At 57.7% G+C, this 18074-nt stretch carries 18 protein-coding genes and 2 pseudogenes; 5 read left to right on the forward strand and 15 right to left on the reverse strand.

Features of this window, described 5'->3' with window-relative positions:
* Positions 1–46: 46 nt before the first annotated feature.
* The 3 genes from NCR40_RS29035 to NCR40_RS29045 all read right to left on the reverse strand — a co-directional run bounded on the left by NCR40_RS29035 (position 47) and on the right by NCR40_RS29045 (position 1273).
* Positions 47–406: a response regulator gene (locus NCR40_RS29035; RefSeq protein ID WP_250511512.1), complete on the reverse strand. Its 360-nt coding sequence runs from the start codon at positions 404–406 to the stop codon at positions 47–49.
* Positions 407–657: 251 nt separating this feature from the next.
* A complete protein-coding gene (locus NCR40_RS29040; RefSeq protein WP_350029335.1) occupies positions 658–972 on the reverse strand; it encodes a DUF1488 family protein in 315 nt (104 codons plus the stop codon).
* Entirely contained in the window at positions 944–1273 is a 330-nt protein-coding gene (locus NCR40_RS29045) for a DUF6723 family protein (protein WP_350029336.1), read from the reverse strand. The genes NCR40_RS29040 and NCR40_RS29045 overlap by 29 nt, the downstream gene beginning before the upstream one ends.
* A gap of 78 nt (positions 1274–1351) precedes the next feature.
* Between NCR40_RS29045 and NCR40_RS29050 the strand changes: the two genes are divergently transcribed.
* On the forward strand, positions 1352–2614 hold the full coding sequence (locus tag NCR40_RS29050) for a phosphatidylserine decarboxylase family protein (protein ID WP_250511514.1): 1263 nt from the start codon (positions 1352–1354) through the stop codon (positions 2612–2614).
* Between the two features lie 247 nt (positions 2615–2861).
* Here NCR40_RS29050 and NCR40_RS29055 read toward each other — a convergent pair whose 3' ends face one another.
* The 3 genes from NCR40_RS29055 to NCR40_RS29065 form a co-directional block, all read right to left on the reverse strand.
* Positions 2862–3347: a DUF2721 domain-containing protein gene (locus NCR40_RS29055; protein WP_250511515.1), complete on the reverse strand. Its 486-nt coding sequence runs from the start codon at positions 3345–3347 to the stop codon at positions 2862–2864.
* Positions 3348–3681: 334 nt separating this feature from the next.
* Positions 3682–4818 carry an L-dopachrome tautomerase-related protein gene (locus NCR40_RS29060; protein ID WP_250511516.1) on the reverse strand — a complete coding sequence of 379 codons (1137 nt, stop codon included), beginning with the start codon at positions 4816–4818 and terminating at the stop codon, positions 3682–3684.
* 18 nt (positions 4819–4836) lie between these two features.
* Positions 4837–5862, reverse strand: a complete 1026-nt coding sequence (locus NCR40_RS29065; RefSeq protein WP_250511517.1) for an SDR family oxidoreductase — start codon at positions 5860–5862, stop codon at positions 4837–4839.
* Positions 5863–6303: 441 nt separating this feature from the next.
* Between NCR40_RS29065 and NCR40_RS29070 the strand changes: the two are divergent.
* Positions 6304–6624, forward strand: a pseudogene (locus NCR40_RS29070) (FdhF/YdeP family oxidoreductase); the annotation flags it as partial.
* A 37-nt stretch (positions 6625–6661) separates the two neighbouring features.
* Here NCR40_RS29070 and NCR40_RS29075 read toward each other — a convergent pair.
* The 6 genes from NCR40_RS29075 to NCR40_RS29100 form a co-directional block, all read right to left on the reverse strand.
* Positions 6662–7855: a c-type cytochrome gene (locus NCR40_RS29075; protein ID WP_502801045.1), complete on the reverse strand. Its 1194-nt coding sequence runs from the start codon at positions 7853–7855 to the stop codon at positions 6662–6664.
* A gap of 142 nt (positions 7856–7997) precedes the next feature.
* Positions 7998–8471, reverse strand: coding sequence for a hypothetical protein (locus NCR40_RS29080; protein ID WP_250511582.1), 474 nt, complete (start codon positions 8469–8471; stop codon positions 7998–8000).
* A 2-nt stretch (positions 8472–8473) separates the two neighbouring features.
* Positions 8474–11074 (reverse strand): cytochrome c oxidase subunit I, encoded by a 2601-nt coding sequence (gene ctaD / locus NCR40_RS29085; protein ID WP_250511519.1) that lies wholly within the window; start codon positions 11072–11074, stop codon positions 8474–8476.
* A 10-nt stretch (positions 11075–11084) separates the two neighbouring features.
* On the reverse strand, positions 11085–12092 hold the full coding sequence (coxB, locus tag NCR40_RS29090) for a cytochrome c oxidase subunit II (RefSeq protein WP_250511520.1): 1008 nt from the start codon (positions 12090–12092) through the stop codon (positions 11085–11087).
* Positions 12093–12512: 420 nt separating this feature from the next.
* Complete coding sequence (locus NCR40_RS29095) at positions 12513–13010, reverse strand: DUF421 domain-containing protein (RefSeq protein WP_250511521.1); 498 nt, start codon at positions 13008–13010, stop codon at positions 12513–12515.
* Positions 13011–13086: 76 nt separating this feature from the next.
* On the reverse strand, positions 13087–13683 hold the full coding sequence (locus tag NCR40_RS29100) for a ParB-like protein (RefSeq protein ID WP_250511522.1): 597 nt from the start codon (positions 13681–13683) through the stop codon (positions 13087–13089).
* A 165-nt stretch (positions 13684–13848) separates the two neighbouring features.
* Here NCR40_RS29100 and NCR40_RS29105 point away from each other — a divergent pair, with 165 nt between their 5' ends.
* The 3 genes from NCR40_RS29105 (at position 13849) to NCR40_RS29115 (ending at position 16152) form a co-directional block, all read left to right on the forward strand.
* A complete protein-coding gene (locus NCR40_RS29105) occupies positions 13849–14052 on the forward strand; it encodes an SDR family NAD(P)-dependent oxidoreductase (RefSeq protein WP_250511523.1) in 204 nt (67 codons plus the stop codon).
* Positions 14053–14148: 96 nt separating this feature from the next.
* Positions 14149–15483 carry a hypothetical protein gene (locus NCR40_RS29110; RefSeq protein WP_250511524.1) on the forward strand — a complete coding sequence of 445 codons (1335 nt, stop codon included), beginning with the start codon at positions 14149–14151 and terminating at the stop codon, positions 15481–15483.
* Positions 15484–15930: 447 nt separating this feature from the next.
* Entirely contained in the window at positions 15931–16152 is a 222-nt protein-coding gene (locus NCR40_RS29115; protein WP_250511525.1) for a hypothetical protein, read from the forward strand.
* 301 nt (positions 16153–16453) lie between these two features.
* Here the strand turns inward: NCR40_RS29115 and NCR40_RS29120 are convergent.
* The 3 genes and pseudogenes from NCR40_RS29120 to NCR40_RS29130 form a co-directional block, all read right to left on the reverse strand.
* Positions 16454–16777, reverse strand: a pseudogene (locus NCR40_RS29120) (IS66 family transposase); the annotation flags it as partial.
* Between the two features lie 169 nt (positions 16778–16946).
* On the reverse strand, positions 16947–17225 hold the full coding sequence (locus NCR40_RS29125; protein ID WP_250511526.1) for an HU family DNA-binding protein: 279 nt from the start codon (positions 17223–17225) through the stop codon (positions 16947–16949).
* A gap of 581 nt (positions 17226–17806) precedes the next feature.
* Positions 17807–18067 carry a hypothetical protein gene (locus tag NCR40_RS29130; RefSeq protein WP_250511527.1) on the reverse strand — a complete coding sequence of 87 codons (261 nt, stop codon included), beginning with the start codon at positions 18065–18067 and terminating at the stop codon, positions 17807–17809.
* Between the last annotated feature and the right edge of the window lie 7 nt (positions 18068–18074).

Genomic DNA, 18074 nt, shown 5'->3' on the forward strand with positions numbered 1-18074 from the left:
GGACGGCAACGGGCGCGACACCTCGCCCCTCGCAGGCGTACGCTTTTCAAGCTTCATCGGTGAGCTGTTCAAGCAATGTGACTAACGCAGCCGCGGGGTTCCCTTTCTGACAATAGCCGTCAAAGTCGCCTGCCGGAGCCTGCTGCTGAACGAAGGCCTCGTCGTGCGCAGTTAAAGCGACAATTATGACGTCTTTGAGCAAAGGTTCGGTTCTAAATCGTCTCGCCACTGCAAACCCGTCTACTTCGGGCATGGATATGTCAAGGAAAACCACGTTCGGCACCCATTCCAACGCTGTGCTGATAGCACTCGCGCCACCATAGGCAGCCTTGGAGTTCGTGCTAAACAGGCCGAAGTACGCGGTAAATGCGTCGGCGGCGTTCGCATTATCGTCCACTACCAGCACTCGCAAGCGGCTTTCGCAGCGTACCACGAGACGACTTGTCCAGCGACGCACACAAGGGCTAGAAGACGACATCTGTGTAAGGATTTGCTTATTAACATACAAAAGGTAACACAACGAACGGCGCCAATACTTTCCGCGGAGGTTGCGTCACTCTGTGCCCGGGAACTCCGGATGCGATGTAGATTGCTTGCGAACGCAAGAAGGGCGAAAACATCTTCGGCTGCGCCTAAGTGGCCGCCGCGACGATCACCTCATCTTCTAAGAAAGTCCGTCGGCGTCAGGCGAATCATGTCGGAGCTGACAACCAGAGACTTTCGTTCCGCCACCGCGCGGATGCGCGCATATCCGTCTACAAAGCACTGGCGTATGCGTTCATCGTGAGCTGGTAAGTCAAGCCAGAAGCACTGCTGCAACGCTTCTAACAAGATCACGCACTCAACGCGCCGACCATCTTTGAGTATCGCGAACTCGACTCCATGTCGGGTCAGCTGAAACTGAGATTCGCTCGGAGCCGCTTTCATAGAGGCGTCGGGACCGTTATAGCTCGGGGTTTGCAATATCGCCATCGACGATCTTTTGACCAAGTTGCTGGGCAGCTGCGAGTGCCTCGTCCGGCCCCGCGTAAGGGCCAATCGGCGAAGCGCCGTCAAATGGATATAGCAGCTTTGAATCCGTCTTGCGCACCACCTTTAACGTACCGTGAAAGCCGCTTGCGCGAGTGCCGCGATAGGACGCATAAACAGCGAAGTCGTTTTCGGTTAAGCCGGGCGTGGGTGCGACAGGTTTGAACGGGTAGAGAACTAGCTTGGGGCGTTTTCCGTTGCGCATAGCATCGCTAAAATAGCCGAACAGGTTCGGACAGGGCAAGCAAAAATTGTACCAAAAGGGACTGAACAGACACAGATAAGCGCCATCTGCGTGTGCTTGCGAGGGCTGTCTAAACGAATGGAGCGAAATTTGAAGAATTCACAAAACACACAGAGTAACGAACGCCGACGGTTGGGTAACTGGCTACCGCGCGACGAGGACAGCGTTGTGCGTTTCCGGTTGGAGTTCGCCGCAGCCGCACAGGCGCGCGAGAGCGTGGCTCCGTTGAACGGATCTGTGGCTGACCTCGCGTCATTCATCCGTAATGATGCCGTCGTGCGAATGGATCTGACGCGTGCGATCGAGCAGGCCTTGGAGATCGGTTATCAACTTGGCTACTCGTCGATCGAAGAATTGATCGTCCTACTTGATGCGATGCTGCACTACGCGCCGCCATTCAGTGAGTCGAGTCTAATCCATTGTCCCGTGAACGCCTTGTTCGACTGGCCAATGGTTATGCCCTCCGGCTATGCGCTCTTTCGAGATCCGGCATTCAACGCGCATCTGAAACGGGTGTTAAACGTGTGGTCCGGATTTTTGTCTGGACCGTACTCTCGCACGCACCTTAACGAAGACCCGTCCAACGGCTGGTTCAGTCCTGCCGCTGACCAAAAGATTGGACTGTCGCAGTTCATCTGCGACCCGAACAAGCCCTTCCGGGGCTTCGCGTCATGGAATCACTTCTTCACGCGCGAGTTCAAATCGGGTGTGCGCCCGGTTGCCCAGCCGAACGATGATCGCGTCATTGTCAGTGCTTGCGAGGCATCTCCTTACCACATTCAACATGATGTAAAGCTTCGCGACTCGTTTTGGATCAAGTCACAGCCATACTCATTGGCCGAGATTTTCAGTGCGAAGGAGCGGGAGCTTGCACGACGTTTTGAGGGCGGTTCAATTTACCAAGCGTTCTTGAGCGCGTTTTACTATCATCGCTGGCACGCGCCCGTTAGCGGAAGAATCGTGAAAGCTTATCTGGTGGACGGGACCTACTATTCAGATGCCGAATCGGAAGGTGAAGAACCTAGCAGCCTAAATGACTCGCAAGGCTACATTACTGCGGTCGCGGCGCGGGCGGTGATCGTCATTGAAGCAGATAGGCGCGAGATCGGTCAGGTTGCGTGTGTTTTCGTTGGCATGGCCGAAGTGTCGTCTTGCAACATCGTGGCGCTTGAAGGGCGACGTGTGAAGAAGGGCGATGAGCTAGGCTACTTCCAGTATGGTGGCTCAACCTTCTGCCTGATATTTCAGCCCGGCGTCGTCGACGAGTTTGTACCTCGTGGACCTTTCAAGGACGACGAGCCGCCAGTGAACGTAAATGCACACCTGTGCACCGCCCGCTAAACAACGTCAGCCTAACCTCGCTTGCGTTCTTGCTCGGGATGCCAGCCCGAAACTGTTTCGAAGTGCGCCCGGAAGGGCGTGCGGATGCTCGCAGCTGTCTGGCAAATATTATCGGACGTACTCCAAGGGTAGAAGCCGGCCGCCGTCGCGCCATTCGCCGACGATTATAGATTTCCGCAATAGCGAACCCGAGCGACGCAGTCAATATTCTTCCGGATCCATCTGTCAAGGAGTCACTGACTGGGAATTACTCATCTGGCTGTACGGTGGCTTTGCGTGCAACATCGGGAAGATCTTTGACTTCGCTGTGCAGCACGTCTACCACGCACCGGTTCTCAAGGATCAGGTACGAGGCAGCCCATAGCAAGAGCGAAAGCCCGGCTACCGTAGACGCCGCGCCTAGATACTTCAAAGGCGGCCAGTCGTGGCCGATAATGGTCACGATTGTTCCGGAAAGCAATGTGAAGATCAGCATCATCGCCGCGATGGCGCCGATGACGGTCGCCCGTTGCATCTGCTCGCAGCGGCGCTTGTAAAGCGGTATCTGTTCGGCGATGTGCCGCCGCCGGTCATTGCTGGTTTCAATCGCACGGTATTCGGTGACTAGCGTTCGGTACCGGTCAAAGGCGCTTACGAATTCCTGACCCAAAAGCTGTAGGAAAATCCAGGAGGCAAACACGAGGCTCGCCGTGGGTCCGGCCGTCTCGAGCACGTCTTTCAGCTGAAATGTCATTGACGCAGTCCGCCAAGTTTGTCGCGGTAGTCTCAGCACTTGTTATGCCGACGAACGACGCAGGCGTCCAATACGTGCAAGGCGGCCGTTGAGCGAGGAAGAGGTCAAGATCAAGTTTATTGTTCGTTTACATATTTATTTCACTGTCGTAATTGGCAGGTCTCAGCCGCTCGACTCGGCTTCTACACCTGCCCCGTTCTTCTTGCCCGCCTTTTACTGCGCTTCAATCCCCTTCAAAAGCATCGCCGCCTAAATGCGAAGCGGCTTACCGCTGCCATCGCCATTGACGAGAGCGCATCCCGATGACGCCGCCACTGCCCAATGCGAGGAAAGATCACCACCGCCGAATTGCATATAGCGATGTCGGCAATGCGATCGGATCATTCGGCTTGAACCAGCTCATATCGGGGATGCGTGAATCCGTCACGTACACGGTGCCGTCCGGGCCTTCCGAAAACGTATCGGGCCAGCGCAATTGCGGATCGCGCAGCAGCGTGAAGAACCGCTCGCCTTCACGTATGCGCACGGCGTGTTGCTCGACTCCCGACACGTACAGCCGCCCACGCTGATCGAAAAGCAGACCGTCGGCGGGACCGTCGATGCCCACAATCTCCACGCGCGACGACACTTGCTCGGCGCTCAACTGCGGATTCTGCAGGGCGTCAGTGGCGATGCGATACAGCGTTTTGCCCTTTACTGCGTGCCAGTAAAGATAGCGTCCGTCGGGCGTGAGCGCGATGCCGTCGGCGGAGAAGTTCACGCCGCGCCCATCGGTCTGACGCAGCGGCTTGCCGTCCACGCTTACCGTCACGGTCTTGTCGACTTGCGTGCTCGGATCACCGTCCAGCACCCGCCGCGCGATGCCGTTCGTCCGGTCGATTACGACGATCGCGCCGCGCACCCCGGAATCGGTGATGTAGACGAAACGGCCATCCGGACTCAGCCGGACGTCGTTTAGATAGCTGCCCTGCGGTGCGATGGTTTCATCGAAGTGGAACACATGCGCAATCTGATCGGTCGCCAGATCGATCTGCGCGAGCTTCGGCGCACCCGGCACGAGAAGCGACTGCGCCGGTGCGCCGGGGTCCAGCACCCAGAGATTGCCCTGCTTGTCCGCTACGACCGACTGCACGCAGACCCAATGATCCATAGGCGAAATCTCGTCACGGCGCGCGTTACGCCACGCGTTCCATTCGGCATCCGGGAACGGCCGCAAGTCGCCGCTCGCGCCCAGTTCCGCGACCGAAATGGGCGCGTCCTCGGTCCAGCGCGGGAAGTTGACGAAGATGCGGCCCGTTGGCGACACCGTTACGCCAGTGACCTGATGTTCGAATTGCGCGACCAGTTGCAGCCGCGCACCACCGCGCGCTCTGGCGGCGGCATCGCTCGATTGATCCTGCGCGAGCGCGGACTGCGCGACGAATGCGAATGCGAAGCTTGCGGCGGCGACACTGCGGCTCAGTCGGTGCATGATCTCGCTCCTGATTGGTCAATAGGCGTCGCGCGTCTGGCGCATGTAGCGGTGCGCCATCATCACGAGCAGCACGGCAGCCGCTCCGGTCAGCGCAGCCCGCGCGCCCATCGGCTGCAGCCGCGCATCGGTGTACAGGCTGAATTCGCGCACACGGCCGTTCTTGCCCGAGCGTTCCCGCAAGTCTCCGCCGCCTTCGTACAACGCGTCGCCGCTTTGTTTCGGTTCGCCCTTCAACTGCGCCTTCACGCCGAGCACGCTTGTGATCGCGTCATAGAGACGCGGTGCGCGGTGACCAAAGGCTGCCATTGCGCGCGACGCGCCGCCGACATAAATATCGCGCTCTGGATGCACGGCCGCGTGAAGGATCGCCTTCGCGACGACCTCGGGCGCGTAGACCGGCGGCGGAAGCTTCGGCTCTTCGTGGAGGTAATTTTTCGCATGCTCCACGAAAAGCGTGTCGATGCCCGCCGGCTTGATGAGCGTTACCGAAATTGGCGCCTTTTCATTCTTTAATTCGATGCGCAACGAGTCCGTGAAGCCCTTTACCGCATGCTTTGACGCGACATAAGGACCTTGTAGCGGCACGGCGACGTCTGATAGTTCGCTGCCCAGATTGATGAGCGTGCCGCCGCGTTCGCGCAAGTGCTTTACGGCCACGCGCGAGCCGTTGACGACACCCCAGTAGTTCGTCTCGAAAAGTTTGCGCTGGTCTTCGAGCGATACCTCGGTGATGCGCCCGTAGACCGAGACGCCCGCGTTGTTTATCCACGTATCGAAGCCGCCGAACCGGTCGATGGCGGCATCAGCGGCGGCCTGAAGCTGGCTTTCGTCGGCGACGTCCGCAGACGTAAACGCAATCGCGGGCGCACCGTCGCGCGTCAGTTCATCGGCAAGTACAGTGAGCGCGGTTTCGTCGCGGGCGATCAGCATGAGGCGCGCGCCGGCCTTTGCGGCGCGGCGCGCCGTGGCTAGGCCGATTCCACTTGTCGCGCCGGTGAGAACAATCGTCTGTTGACCAAGAGGCTTCAGTTGGATTCCCATGGCGGCTCCGAAAGGTGCAAGATCCGGCTTCTTGCAGCATCCCGCGTTCCTCGGCATCGCGGCTGACGGTTTGCGCGCTAGGTTGCACGCAGCGTCGAGAAGGCTTCGCGGAAGTGACCACCGGGATGCGCCATACCTGTGCCTTTGACGCGCTCCAAGGTCGTCCGGAGTCGCGTTTTAAGTCGTAAGCCTTCGCAGACGAGGCGAGACCACGATAACGAGAAGACCTTTTGTCGTCCAATAGCAGCGTCTCCCCCAAAACGTCTCGGCGCAAGACGTTCTACGCAGAGCAAGGGACGCAGCGTCGTGGCAGAGTAATCTTTGCTACAGTTCGGCGTGATATGCCCCAAGGAGCGTGCCGTGAACGGTGATACGAAAAGCCCGTCCTACCCCTTCGCATCCGACGGTTGAGGCTCGTTCAAAGCGGTTGCCAAGATCCTGACGCAGCAAAAGTTTAATACGAGCATATACAACATGGACGATCGGTTTCGCGGCGTCAAAGGCAGCCGCATGGTCTTTCTTATGAACCGGGCCGACATTGAAAAGCGGCATCTGCAAGAAGGTCAGTTGATCACTCTCCAAACGGTGACGAATGATGGGATCGACAGGCGTCTGGAAGATCTACAAGTAAAAACGTACGAAATTCTAGAGGGATGCTTCGGCGGATATTACCCTGAATGCAACGTGCTTCTACCGCTGTGGCACTATGCCAAGGAAAATAAGGTACCCGCCGCCAAATCGATTCCCGTACGCATGCTGTGAGCACTCCATTTGGCGCTTGTAAAAACGGCTGCGCACCCTACTTGTGAATCTTGGAGCGCAGCCGTTCGACCTGCCTGTCGGACACGGGGCTTGCATGATTGCCCCATGCGCCCCGAATGAAACTAATCACTTGCGCAATCTGCGTTGACGTGAGCTGTTCTTGGAAGCCCGGCATCTTTTGCGGCGCCGGACCAATCTCGGTCGTCGGGCTCCTGCTCCCTTCAATGACGATACGCATGACCGACGTTGGATCGGCCGATATCACCATCGGATTGGCTGCCAGCGCTGCGATCTTGTCTGGCTGTCCGCGTCCATTTGCCTCGTGGCAACGCGCGCAAAACGACAGGTAGATACCGGCGCCTTGACGTTCAACCTCGCCGGTTCCAAGGCTGCGCGCTGTCTGAACTCGCGCGTGAGCATCATCGCTGAAGCCGCCGTAGAGGTTTTCTGCCGGCAGAGATTTGAGGTAAGTCGCGATGGCACGAAGGTCCGCGTCGGTCATGTATTGGGTGCTGTCCTCTACGACCGGGGACATCGCGCCGAATGCGATCGCGCCCCCGCCATGACCAGTACGGAGAAAATTCGAGATGTCCTGCTTCGACCACCGGCCAAGTCCGCTTCCCGGATCGCCCGTGAGGTTGGGTGCGAACCAATTGTCGTTGACGCCACCCGTGAGATAGCGGGGCGACTTCTCGCTATAGCCCAACTCGTTATAAGCCGGACCGCGCGGCGTATGACAGGCGCCGCAGTGACCAAGCCCTTGCACAAGATAAGCGCCGCGGTTCCATTCGGCGCTGCGCTGCGGATCAGGCTCGTACTGCTTGCGATTTCCAAACACAAGCGACCAAATTAGCATTCCCCAACGTTGATTGAACGGAAACGGCAGTCGGGTTTCCGGTGCGCGCTTCGCCGCAGGTTTGACCCCGTGCATGAGGTATGCGTAAAGCGCGGTCACATCATCGTCGGACATGTTGGCGAGCGACGGGTAAGGCATCGCCGGATACAAGCGCTTGCCGTCGCGACGCTTGCCATAACGAATCGCGTCCGAGAACTGCTTGAGCGTGTAACAGCCGATGCCGAACACCGGCTCCGGCGTGATGTTACTGCCATAAATTGGCCCGAATGGTGAATTGATCGGCATGCCGCCACCGAGCGACATATGGTCCGCCGCATCGTGACAGGCCGCGCAGTCGCCCGCCTTTGCAAGATATTCGCCTCGTGCCACGAGCATCGGGTCACTCGTTATGGGCGAGCGGGTGTCAATGTCGGCGGGTAGGTGGTCATCGACACTATTACTGCATCCGCTTATGGCGAGCAGCACGGCGGAAAGCAGGGCTGTAACGCGGGCTTGCAAGCGTCTCGGCGCGTTCATATCAGTGCCATTGACTGCAGGAGACGATGAATACGTCTGCAAGTATCGTGAAAAGGACTGCGACTACGAACCCGCAGCCGACCAGCGTGCTGCACAGTGCGATAAAACGCTTGCGGCTAATTTCCTCTTTCTCGGGAGGCGGTGGCTCACGAGACTCACCGCCGTGATTTCGATCCTCATTGGGGGCGTGTCGCTTTTGTAGGAAGACGAACCCATAAATCGCCAGTACGGCACACAGCACCGCAACGGCCAGCGCCACGATCGACGTTGTGTAAAGCCAAACATGCAGGTGCGCCACGCCAGGCGAATTCAGTGGCGTCGTGGCGTCGCAGGTCTGCGCGGATACCGTTTCCGAAACAATCACCTGCAGCAGCCAGGCGCCCGGCGATAAAAAGAATCCCGCGCCGGCATAAACGCCAAGGCGGCGTTTCTGTGCCACGGTCAGGCGTTCGTCTCGAGTGACGGCATTCTGCACGATCAATGAACCTCTAGCCAGAACGGCGTCACGTAGAGTGATGTGAAGATAAACAGCCACACCACATCAACGAAGTGCCAATAAAGTCCGCCGATGCGCATTGGCGCGTTGCGCTCGGCGTCAAAATAGCCCAGCGCTATCCAGAGTGCCAGTAAGCAGAGGATGACCAGGCCGACTAAAACGTGCGCCAGATGAAAGCCGGTGATCGTGTAATACAGAGAGCCGTAGAGATGCGCGGTGATGCCGTAGGGATGATCGTGCCATTCTTTCAGTTGTATGCCGACGAAAAGACATCCGAGCGCAATGGCCACAAGCATCCACGTAAATGCCATCCATTTACGGCTTTTCCTGAGCATGCGTTCAGAGGCCCAAGCAAAAATGCTGCTCAATACGAGCACGGCTGTGCTCAGGCCACCCATACCGATCTTGGGCATGCCCTCTGGTGGCCATGCCATCTGTGTCTGCGACTGCGAGTAAAAGTAACTGAAGATCAAATAGCCGAAAAGGCTCGCTTCGGTCAGGACCAACGCAAGAACGCCCCACCAGCCGCCCGAATGTTCTCCGGCACTGCCCACTGGGAGCACGTCTTCATGGGCAGCCTCTTGCGCGGGCATCACCTGTTGAGCGTTCGGCGGCTCGCGTTGTCCAAGCGATCGACGCGGCCACATCCATGCAATCAATGTTGCCCCGCAGGCGACGAATGATATCGCGGCGAACCCAGGTGAGTGCAGCAACACGCTGAGAAACATAAGTGCCGAAAACAGACCTAGGAAAAAAGGCGACCATGCATCGTCCGGCATTTTTAGAATGACGTCCGGCTTACCGGTGAACGGATGAACGCCGAGGGATTCACGGCCGTGATGCAATAAGTACCCTTCTTCAAGGCTCGAGCGCCGTCCGGACGGTTGCAGCCGATCTTCCCACATGGGATGACGTGATTCGACGATCGGCAGAACGGCGAAATTATATGGTGGTGGCGGCGAAGCAACGGACCACTCAAGCCCGGGCGCATCCCAGGGATTGGGTGGCGCCTTCCTGCCGCGACGGGCCGACACCAGCGCATTGACGGCAAACAGTAGCACGCCGAATCCCAAAAGAAATGACCCAATCGTCGTAATGAGATTGGAGGTATCCCAACCCATTCCCTCAGGATACGTATAGATGCGTCGCGGCATGCCGAGCAAACCGGAGATGTGCATCGGAAAGAAGCCGAGATTGAAGCCGATGAAGACGATCCAGAATGCGAGCTTGCCCAGTCGTTCGTTCATCAGACGGCCGGTGAACTTGGGAAACCAGTAGGTGATGCCGCCCAACACCGGAAAAACATTGATGCCCAACAGAACGTAGTGGAGGTGCGCTACCACAAAATAGGTTTCGTTGAGTTGCCAGTCCAGCGGCACTGCGGCAGTCATGACACCGGATACGCCGCCGACCACGAACATCAGCACGAAGCTCGCTAAATAGAGAAATGGCACGGTGAACACAGGGCGTCCCGTCCAGATCGTCGCGATCCAGGCGAATACGGCGACTGCGCTCGGAATCGAAATAAGCACGCTTGCCGCGCCAAAGAAAGCTAGCGCGAGCGGCGCGACGCCCGTCGCGAACATGTGGTGGATCCACACTTCAAACCCGATGATCATTGTGCAGACTGTCGACATGGCGACAGCCGCATAGCCGACGAGTGGGCGCCTGCTGAACGTGGGCAAGGCATCAGACACGATTCCCATCGCGGGCAGCACGACAACATATACCCAGGGATGCGCGAACATCCAGAATAAGTGTTGCCAGAGCAGCGGACGGCCATCGGCTGCGACGTCAAAGAAGTGCGTTCCGACGTTGCGATCCATCCAAAGCAAGAAAAAAGCAAGACTGACTGCCGGTATGGCCAGCAGATTGGCGAACGAGATAGTGAGCGTGCCCCATACGATGATCGGTAGACGATCGACCGACATGCCGACCGCACGCATGCGAAACAGCGTCACAACGAAATTTACCGCCCCGACCGAGGTGGAGATGCCTAGCAGCACCATGCCGAGCGAATAGACATCAATGTTGGGGCCGCGGTTGTACTCGAGCGACGAGAACGGCACGTAGTTGAACCACCCCGCGTTTGGCGCTTCGCCAAATGGAAAACTGCAATACAAAAAGATGCCGGCGAACAGAAAAAGCCAGTAGGACAGTGCGTTCAGTCGTGGGAACGCCATGTCTCGCGAGCCGAGCATGAGCGGCCACAGAAAGTTGGCAAAGCCGCTCAGCACAGGCAAGGCGTAAAGGAAGATCATCGTCACGCCGTGCATCGTGAAGAGCTGAGCGTATTGCTCGGGCGTTAGCAGCGTCTCGTTGGGACGTGCAAGCTGCAAACGCATGAGCAGTGCCTCGGCGCCGCCGATCATCAGAAAGATGAAAGCGGTAAAGATGTAGCGCAGCCCAACCTTCTTGTGATCGACCGTCGTGAGAAAGCCGCGCCAGCCCGACTTGCTTTCCCAAATCTCGCGCAGACGCTTCTCCGCTTCCGATCCCTCCGGTACGCGGCCGAACTCAGGCTCGCGCCGAAAGGCAACCTGACCGGGTTTCTCAATGCTACGATCACGGGTCGCGGACATCCTTTGTTCCTTACCTGAGGGTGGCTAGATACGCCGACATGTCGCCAGCGTCCGCGGGAGAAAATTTCATATCGGGCATGAGCGCGCCGGGTTTAATTTCCTGTACATTTTCAATCCAGTCCATCAGGTTTTGCGGGGTATTGACGAGCGTGCCCGCAGCGATCAGACGGCGTGACTGTACATGCGTGAGATCGGGCGCCTGCACGCCTGCGGCACGGCTGCCGCGCACCATATGGCAGCCCGCGCAGCGTTCCTCGAAAAGCTTCGCGCCGCGCACGGTTTGGACCGTGGCGGGCGTTGGCAAAGAGGTCTTTTGTGCAACCACCCATCGCTCAAAGTCGGCCCGAGGCTGCGCGTGGACTTCGAGCGCCATATGCGCATGCTGCACGCCGCAATACTGTGTGCATTGACCGCGAAAGATGCCCGGATGGTCTGCCTGAATCCACTGTCGGTTTTCGACGCCGGGGATCGCCTGCGTCTTTCCAGACAGCTCGGGTACCCAAAACGCGTGGATTACGTCAGCGCTTTTCAATTGGATCAACACGGGCAAACCAACAGGAATGTGTAGTTCGTTCGCGGTAGTGAAGTGGTCAGCTCCATCGCCGTAATCAATCTTCCACCACCAATCGTAAGCGGTCACGGTCACGGTCAGTGCAGGCTCGTGCGGCGGATCGGCCACCTCGGCTAGCACAACAAGCATGTAGACTGCGATGCCAAGCAACGCAAGCGTCGAGACAGCGCTGCCAAAATAAACGAAGCGGAGGCCGTCCTGCGACTCGAGTGCTCGAGGCTCGGCATGCTTACGCCGGCGGAATATGGCGACGATTAACATCGCAGCAATGATCAGGCACACAAGACAGCAAACGGCCGTCAACACCCAGTTCAGGCGCAACACGGGATGCGCAGCCGGCCCCCCACTGTGCAGAAAGTACGCGAGCGGCGCGTGACCACTGACGAGGGCATCACGGCGCTCCAGAATGGCCGCCTGCGCCCATGCGCGGGAAGCGTAGAACTCCATTGAGCATGCCGCGACGAACTGGCAGTTCCACGCTAACAATCGGCCCAATCCAATCACATCTTCTCCTTGAAGCCGAGCTGAATAGCCAATGGTTCACGGGATATGCGGTGGCAAAGCCCGCCGCTGATACCCTTTTGCACCGCAACCATTAGGCAATAGAATAAGCACTGAGCGGCGCGGCGAGTTTGATCAAATTTGACTACGACGCCATACATGATGTCTTGGTGAAGACCAGCGATAGCGTGTCGGCCTTCCTCGCTGCGATAAATCGGTCGCTCAGCCTCAGTTCTCGCATTGACGCAACCAAAGACATTCGATCTACGTTAAGCTGCCGAACGCTTGGAGTACACGCCGGCTTTCGCTTCGGCGCGTTACGGGTGCCTCAAGGACGTGGCGCATTTGAATTATAGTGGTCGCTTTTTAAGATGCGCCAGGGCTCCGAATAATGCTTATCTCACCGTTGCGTTCGAGAATGGCGCTTTGCACTTGGTCCAGTGCATCCGTTCCTAGTTCTTTTCGCACTGTCTCCAGTATGTCGGTTCGTGACACCAAGGCGGCAAGCATCTGCTGGCGGTCGAAGTCGCCGTTGTAATAAAGCGGACGCTCAGTGCCTCCGACTAACCGCTCGATCGTAGGCCATCTCACGCATATCCATGCTAACGCGCGATGCAAGAGAACGATGACGAAGGAAGCCGCGAATGTTGCAAGCGCTGGCGATGCGCCCACGATTGCCCGGCTCATCGTTGCGCCAAGGAGAATGGTGACGACGTAATCGAAAGGCGAGCGTTGACCAAAAGAACGCCGCCCGGAGATGCGAATGAAGACTAGAGCCAAAAAAAACGCCGCCGCCGCCCGCATTCCCATTTGCAGCGGCGAGAGATCCTTTCCTTCACCAAACAAAATGATTAGCGCTTCCATTTTGAGTTCACCGTCACATAGCTAAATTCTGCCCGAGATAACGTAGCCGGACCGAGTCGTCCGTGAACAGCTACCGTTACCGAGCGGCTCTTTCGATGAAGCCTGGCAAGCCCGCAGCGGCGCTGCTCTTCGCGAGCTTGATGGCTTGTCGTTCCACGCTGGCGTACTCCTGCTCGCTCTTCGGATAAGCGAAGAGGCTTCGAAAGAAATCAGCCCATCTGAATTCCGCCAGCGGCGTGGTGGTTTTTTCGTAGCCTCCAGCGTCCCGCACCGAGGCCGCGAGGCTTCGGAATGCATCGTCCTCCAATTTCCAGATCCGAGTCGGCATTTCGGCGAAGCTCTTGCGTCGACCCTTGGTATCGTACGGATGGGTCCAGCATTGATTTTCCATCGACAGCCAGAATTCCTGATAAGACAACGACGAGAGGTCCGCAGCCAGCACAAAAGGCATCGACTTGATGCCCACCAGATGCAACGCGGCCGCGACATGGTGATGGTCGATTGCATAGGGAAGCTTGCCGGGTCCGAGTACGACGGGAACAGGCTTTTCCGCAATCGCCATGTCAAGCGAATGACCCGATAGCGACTCATACAGTTCCGCTTTCCGACCGATCTCGCGTGCCCCGTGAGTACATTGAGTCGGACGTAGGTCCTTGATGGCAACGATTCCCAAAGCTCCTCCTTTGCTGTTATCCCGGAAGGTGAACGGCGCACGGCTCAAGCGTAACATGCCGTATCACGTGGTTAAGCACCTGGAGGAGGGTCGCGCACTTGACGGGCGGCTGCCGCTGGCAGCTAAACCGCCTACTTGGCGACCACTCAGTCAACGCGGTTCTCGGTGGTGTTCGCAGGCGGCTCGCATTGCTATAAAGCCTGGGTAATTCGGCTGGACGACGAGGTAATAATCACCGGCCCGACGCAGGGAATCGGGCTGGCAGCGGCGCGGCTGTGCCGGAGCGCGGGCGCGCGTGTCGTGCTGCTCGATCACGACGAACCGACGCTTGCCGCATTCGGCGACGAGAAAGACGCGGACGGCCATTGAATCAAGCTTCGACAAGGTTTCGCATGGCGGCGGCCGACGATCGCTCGTTTATAATCCTGAGCATGATGGTCAATGCGCCGCACTGGAGCTTAAGCTATGAGCCAAACCCGCGGCCGGAATGCGGGGTACCGAGATAAGGCAAACGGGCGGCAGCCTGACCACTTGTCTAAATCCACATCTTTGTCCCGCAGCCGTATGCCCTCTCAGTCGCCTTCTAAGGAGCCGGCTCCAACGGCGCCGATTATCAAGACGCGATCGTTTCAGTTATTAGTGAATGCGGTCGATGCAGAGAATATTGCGTTGGCGCTGGACTCCACGCTGCCACGGGTTGCGGAACTGATGAAAGGCGAAAGATTTACGCCCGAGACTGCTTTCCATATGGAGACCACGCTTGGCCTGCCTCATGGGTTTTTCGATCAGCCTTACCCTGCCCTTTCGCCCGAACTCCTTCTTCGCTTGAAATCGCCTCTTGAGTTTGCCCGAGCGGACGACGACGCGGACGACGACGTCAAGACGCAGACGCCACCGGCGGCGGCCGTCCCAGTCATACAAGACCAGCTGTTTGTTGCGGACGGTTCGTCCGAGGATGCAAAAATGCCATCTCAGAAAACGAAGAGCTCGCACAGCAATGCGAAGGCCGGTCGAGCTCAACAGGCCAAGCAGCCAGCCGATAAAACTGGTGCAAAAGTCGCTTCCGGTCGACGCGTAGCAGTCGAAGCGACGGCGCCCCAACAACTGAGCCTGCCCGAAGGTGCCACGGCCGAGAACATCCGACGCGCTAACCTTCATGTGCTCACCAAGCGCAACGGATCGAAAGCCAAACTTGGTGTTGTAATGGGGATGAGCGGGTCGAACATGGCGCATCGACTGTATGGCAAAAAGCGCATGGACGAGGCAGAAGCGAATCGCTTCACCAAGCGGCTTGGCTTGCCAGCAGGCTGGCTGGACCAGCCGCGCTCTGAAACGGAGATACCCAAATCCGTCTTGGCTTTACTCACGCCCGCATCACGCGCTCGTGCAAACGCTGAACACGTGTCTCCCGCTGCCACGCTTAATGTCGACGCACCGGATGGATCGGCTCCAGCTGTGTTGGCAAGCGAGACATCGTCCGCTACTGCGGAGCGCGCAAAGGCCCCTGTTGTACCCGAACCTCAGCTCAATAGTGTCGTGGCGGCGGCTGCTCCAATGAACGAAACCGAACAGCCTGCTGCAATCAATGCACATAGGATCGAAGAGAACAGGCAGCGCGTACCGGCAACTGCGCTTGCAAGTGCTGAGTCTCTACCAGCTTCGGCAACAAGTCTGCAAGGTCTCGACGGTATCTCGCCGATTGCTGAAGCGCTGCTCAAGACGTTGGCAGATAAAGCACGCACGGGTCGACTCGACGAGTTGACGGCACTCGAGCTCCTGCACAAAGCAGTATTGCTTTGACCCGATCCGCGTCGATTTCAAAAGCAGTCTCCCGTTTGTCACGTCCGTCGCGTCCGGGCCAGGCCGATTGCGCTGCGAGCGCCTTCGCGCTAAACGAAGAAGAAACCCCGAAGTTGTCGCCCGCAAGCCTGCCGTCCGTCATCGAAACGCTCGATTGCCGTTACAGCTATGATCGTCGCACCCTAAGCGTCGAGCACGTGGTATGGGCCAGCTAGTAGCCGTATCCGCCATCCATGCATCGCAAAGCGCACGATTCGCAGGCCATCTTAAGCGTGGCGCCAGCAACGTCTTGACAGGAAATTGCGATCTTCGGTCTGCGATGCGGATCTGATCGAAAGCGACTCACGGCGCAAGTCTCGTCGGTACGAATGAATTCGAGGCGCCGATGATCTCCCACGCCGCTAATCAATTAAAATGCTGACACGTCACGCAATTGACGGACCGAACATGCAAATTCTGACTGACCTAGAACGACAGGCAATCCGCGCCGTGGCCGCAGGCGACAGATCGCAGCTGGATGCGGCGCGGCGCGCATTTCATCGCGCCGCTCCGCATAACGGCGTGGCGTCGTGTGTTGATCTCCAATTCATGTCCGAGGTTCTCACGCCGGTACCGGACCTGCTTCTTCGGTCGAAGTATCGCAAAGAGATTCTTCGCAGACCCGAATAGTCGAAGTGCGATACAGCCGCCAGGCGGCCAAGCAGCGATGCTTGATAGGCAGCCGCGCGGAAACGGCAAACCACATATGTTCCCACCCTCTTGATGACTGTAATGACGCTACGGGAGGGAATGTACCTAGCAAGCTGCAAAGAGCGAAATCCCTTGGCAACAGCAATGAACGGGCACAGTGCCATATGGCCGCAGGCCCGTTGCAAGGTCGCTAAGGGAATCGCGATTTTCGATCGCGGTGGCAAGGAGATCTGGCGTTGCAACGCCGCCTATGCAGAAGTGCAGTTTAAAATCGAACGGATCACTTGACCGTTTTTGGACGCCTTGCAATCCGCCACGGAAAAAGTTCCTCGATCCGATTCACCAGATGGTCAGCATTCCAAGCAAGCACGAGCGCAAGGTAGCCCGTTGGATCGACGTTGTTGAGCTTTGCCGTTCCGATCAGTGCATAGATTGCTGCGGCACGTTCGCCTCCCGAATCGGCACCGGCGAACAAATAGTTGCGTCGCCCGATGACCACTCCACGCAGCGCGCGCTCGACCGGTAGGTTGTCGATTTCCAACTGCCCGTCATCGCAATAGCGCGTGAGCGCTTCCCATCGGTTTAACGCATAAAGGACGACTTCACGTGGCCGACCAAGAGCTAGGCATAAATAAGATCGACGCACACCACTAGTTCTTTCATGCTCTCATCGACCGGCAGTCGCACAAAGCGAAAACCGCGCGCGGAGCACTCGCCCGCTATCACGCTCGAGGGTCAGCTGTTTTGATCTAGCCCCCGTGAGCGTCGCTCGTTCAGCTTTGATTGACGGCATCCTTGAAGCTCTTCCCCGCCGTGAACTTGACGGTCTTGGCTGCCGCTATCTCGATTGTCGCGCCGGTTGACGGGTTGCGACCGGTGCGCGCCGCGCGTTCGCCGCTGCCGAAAGTGCCGAAGCCGATTAGCTGTACGGCTTTGCCCGCAGCGACCTCTTTCGAAATCGTGGCAAGCACTGCATTGACTGTTTCCTCCGTGACGCCTTTGTTCGTCCCTGCCTGTGTCGCGACGGCATCGATCAATTCCTGCTTGTTCATTGCGATTCTCTCCAAAGTGGTTGAATGCCATCATACCGAACCTTGAGGACGGGCGAACCCTAGCTCGCGTATCGATTGATACGCATTGGCGAGACAGCGGCGAGATATGGCGTACTTTTGAGCAGCAGTTGGTGCCGCCCCTCCCTCCTAGCTGATGGCGACAGTTTTTGCAACGGACCTCTGATATCGCTTACCGCCGAACCGCGTTCATCGTAAGCACAGCCTTCCAGGCGTCTGGCTTCCCGCGTAACTGCGTTGGGAAGTTCAGCAATCGGACACGCACTCCGCAAACGGTGCCCGCTTGCGAATTCAATGGTGATAATTCGTATTATCACCATTGCGTTTAAAGCCACGGCCAATGTGCTGCGGTCGCCCATCTAGCACAACCTAATCTAGCGTCGAACCGGTTGAACAGCGAATTGATGACTATCGCCGACGCTCACCCATTCGAGCTAAGAAACAACGCTACAAAGATAACTATCATTAACGCGATAGCTACGTTTCCGTCGAAAACTGAAGGTCGGCAAAAACATCTGGCCGCGGACCGTCCCCTACAACTCAAACAGAAACCCGTTCGCGACCTACTCAAGCGGCGTGAGGCCAAGTTCACGACCGCGCTCGAGCTCGTACAGAAGCTTTCGAAACCGCTCAACACTTGGCCGCTTGCAGAGAATTCCATCGATGCCATAGGGGTTCGTGTACCACACGATCTCGTCGGCGTCATCGAACACGAAGTAGTGTTGTTGAACAGCGATGGACCCACCCGCTAAAAGCACATCGACGATCTGTTCGGGCGTCAAAGGGCTGCCGTGTTCGTCTATTCGAAGATCGAGAATTGTCATTCGAGGA

This window comes from Caballeronia sp. GACF4, from assembly GCF_023631025.1.
Taxonomy (GTDB): Bacteria; Pseudomonadota; Gammaproteobacteria; order Burkholderiales; family Burkholderiaceae; genus Caballeronia.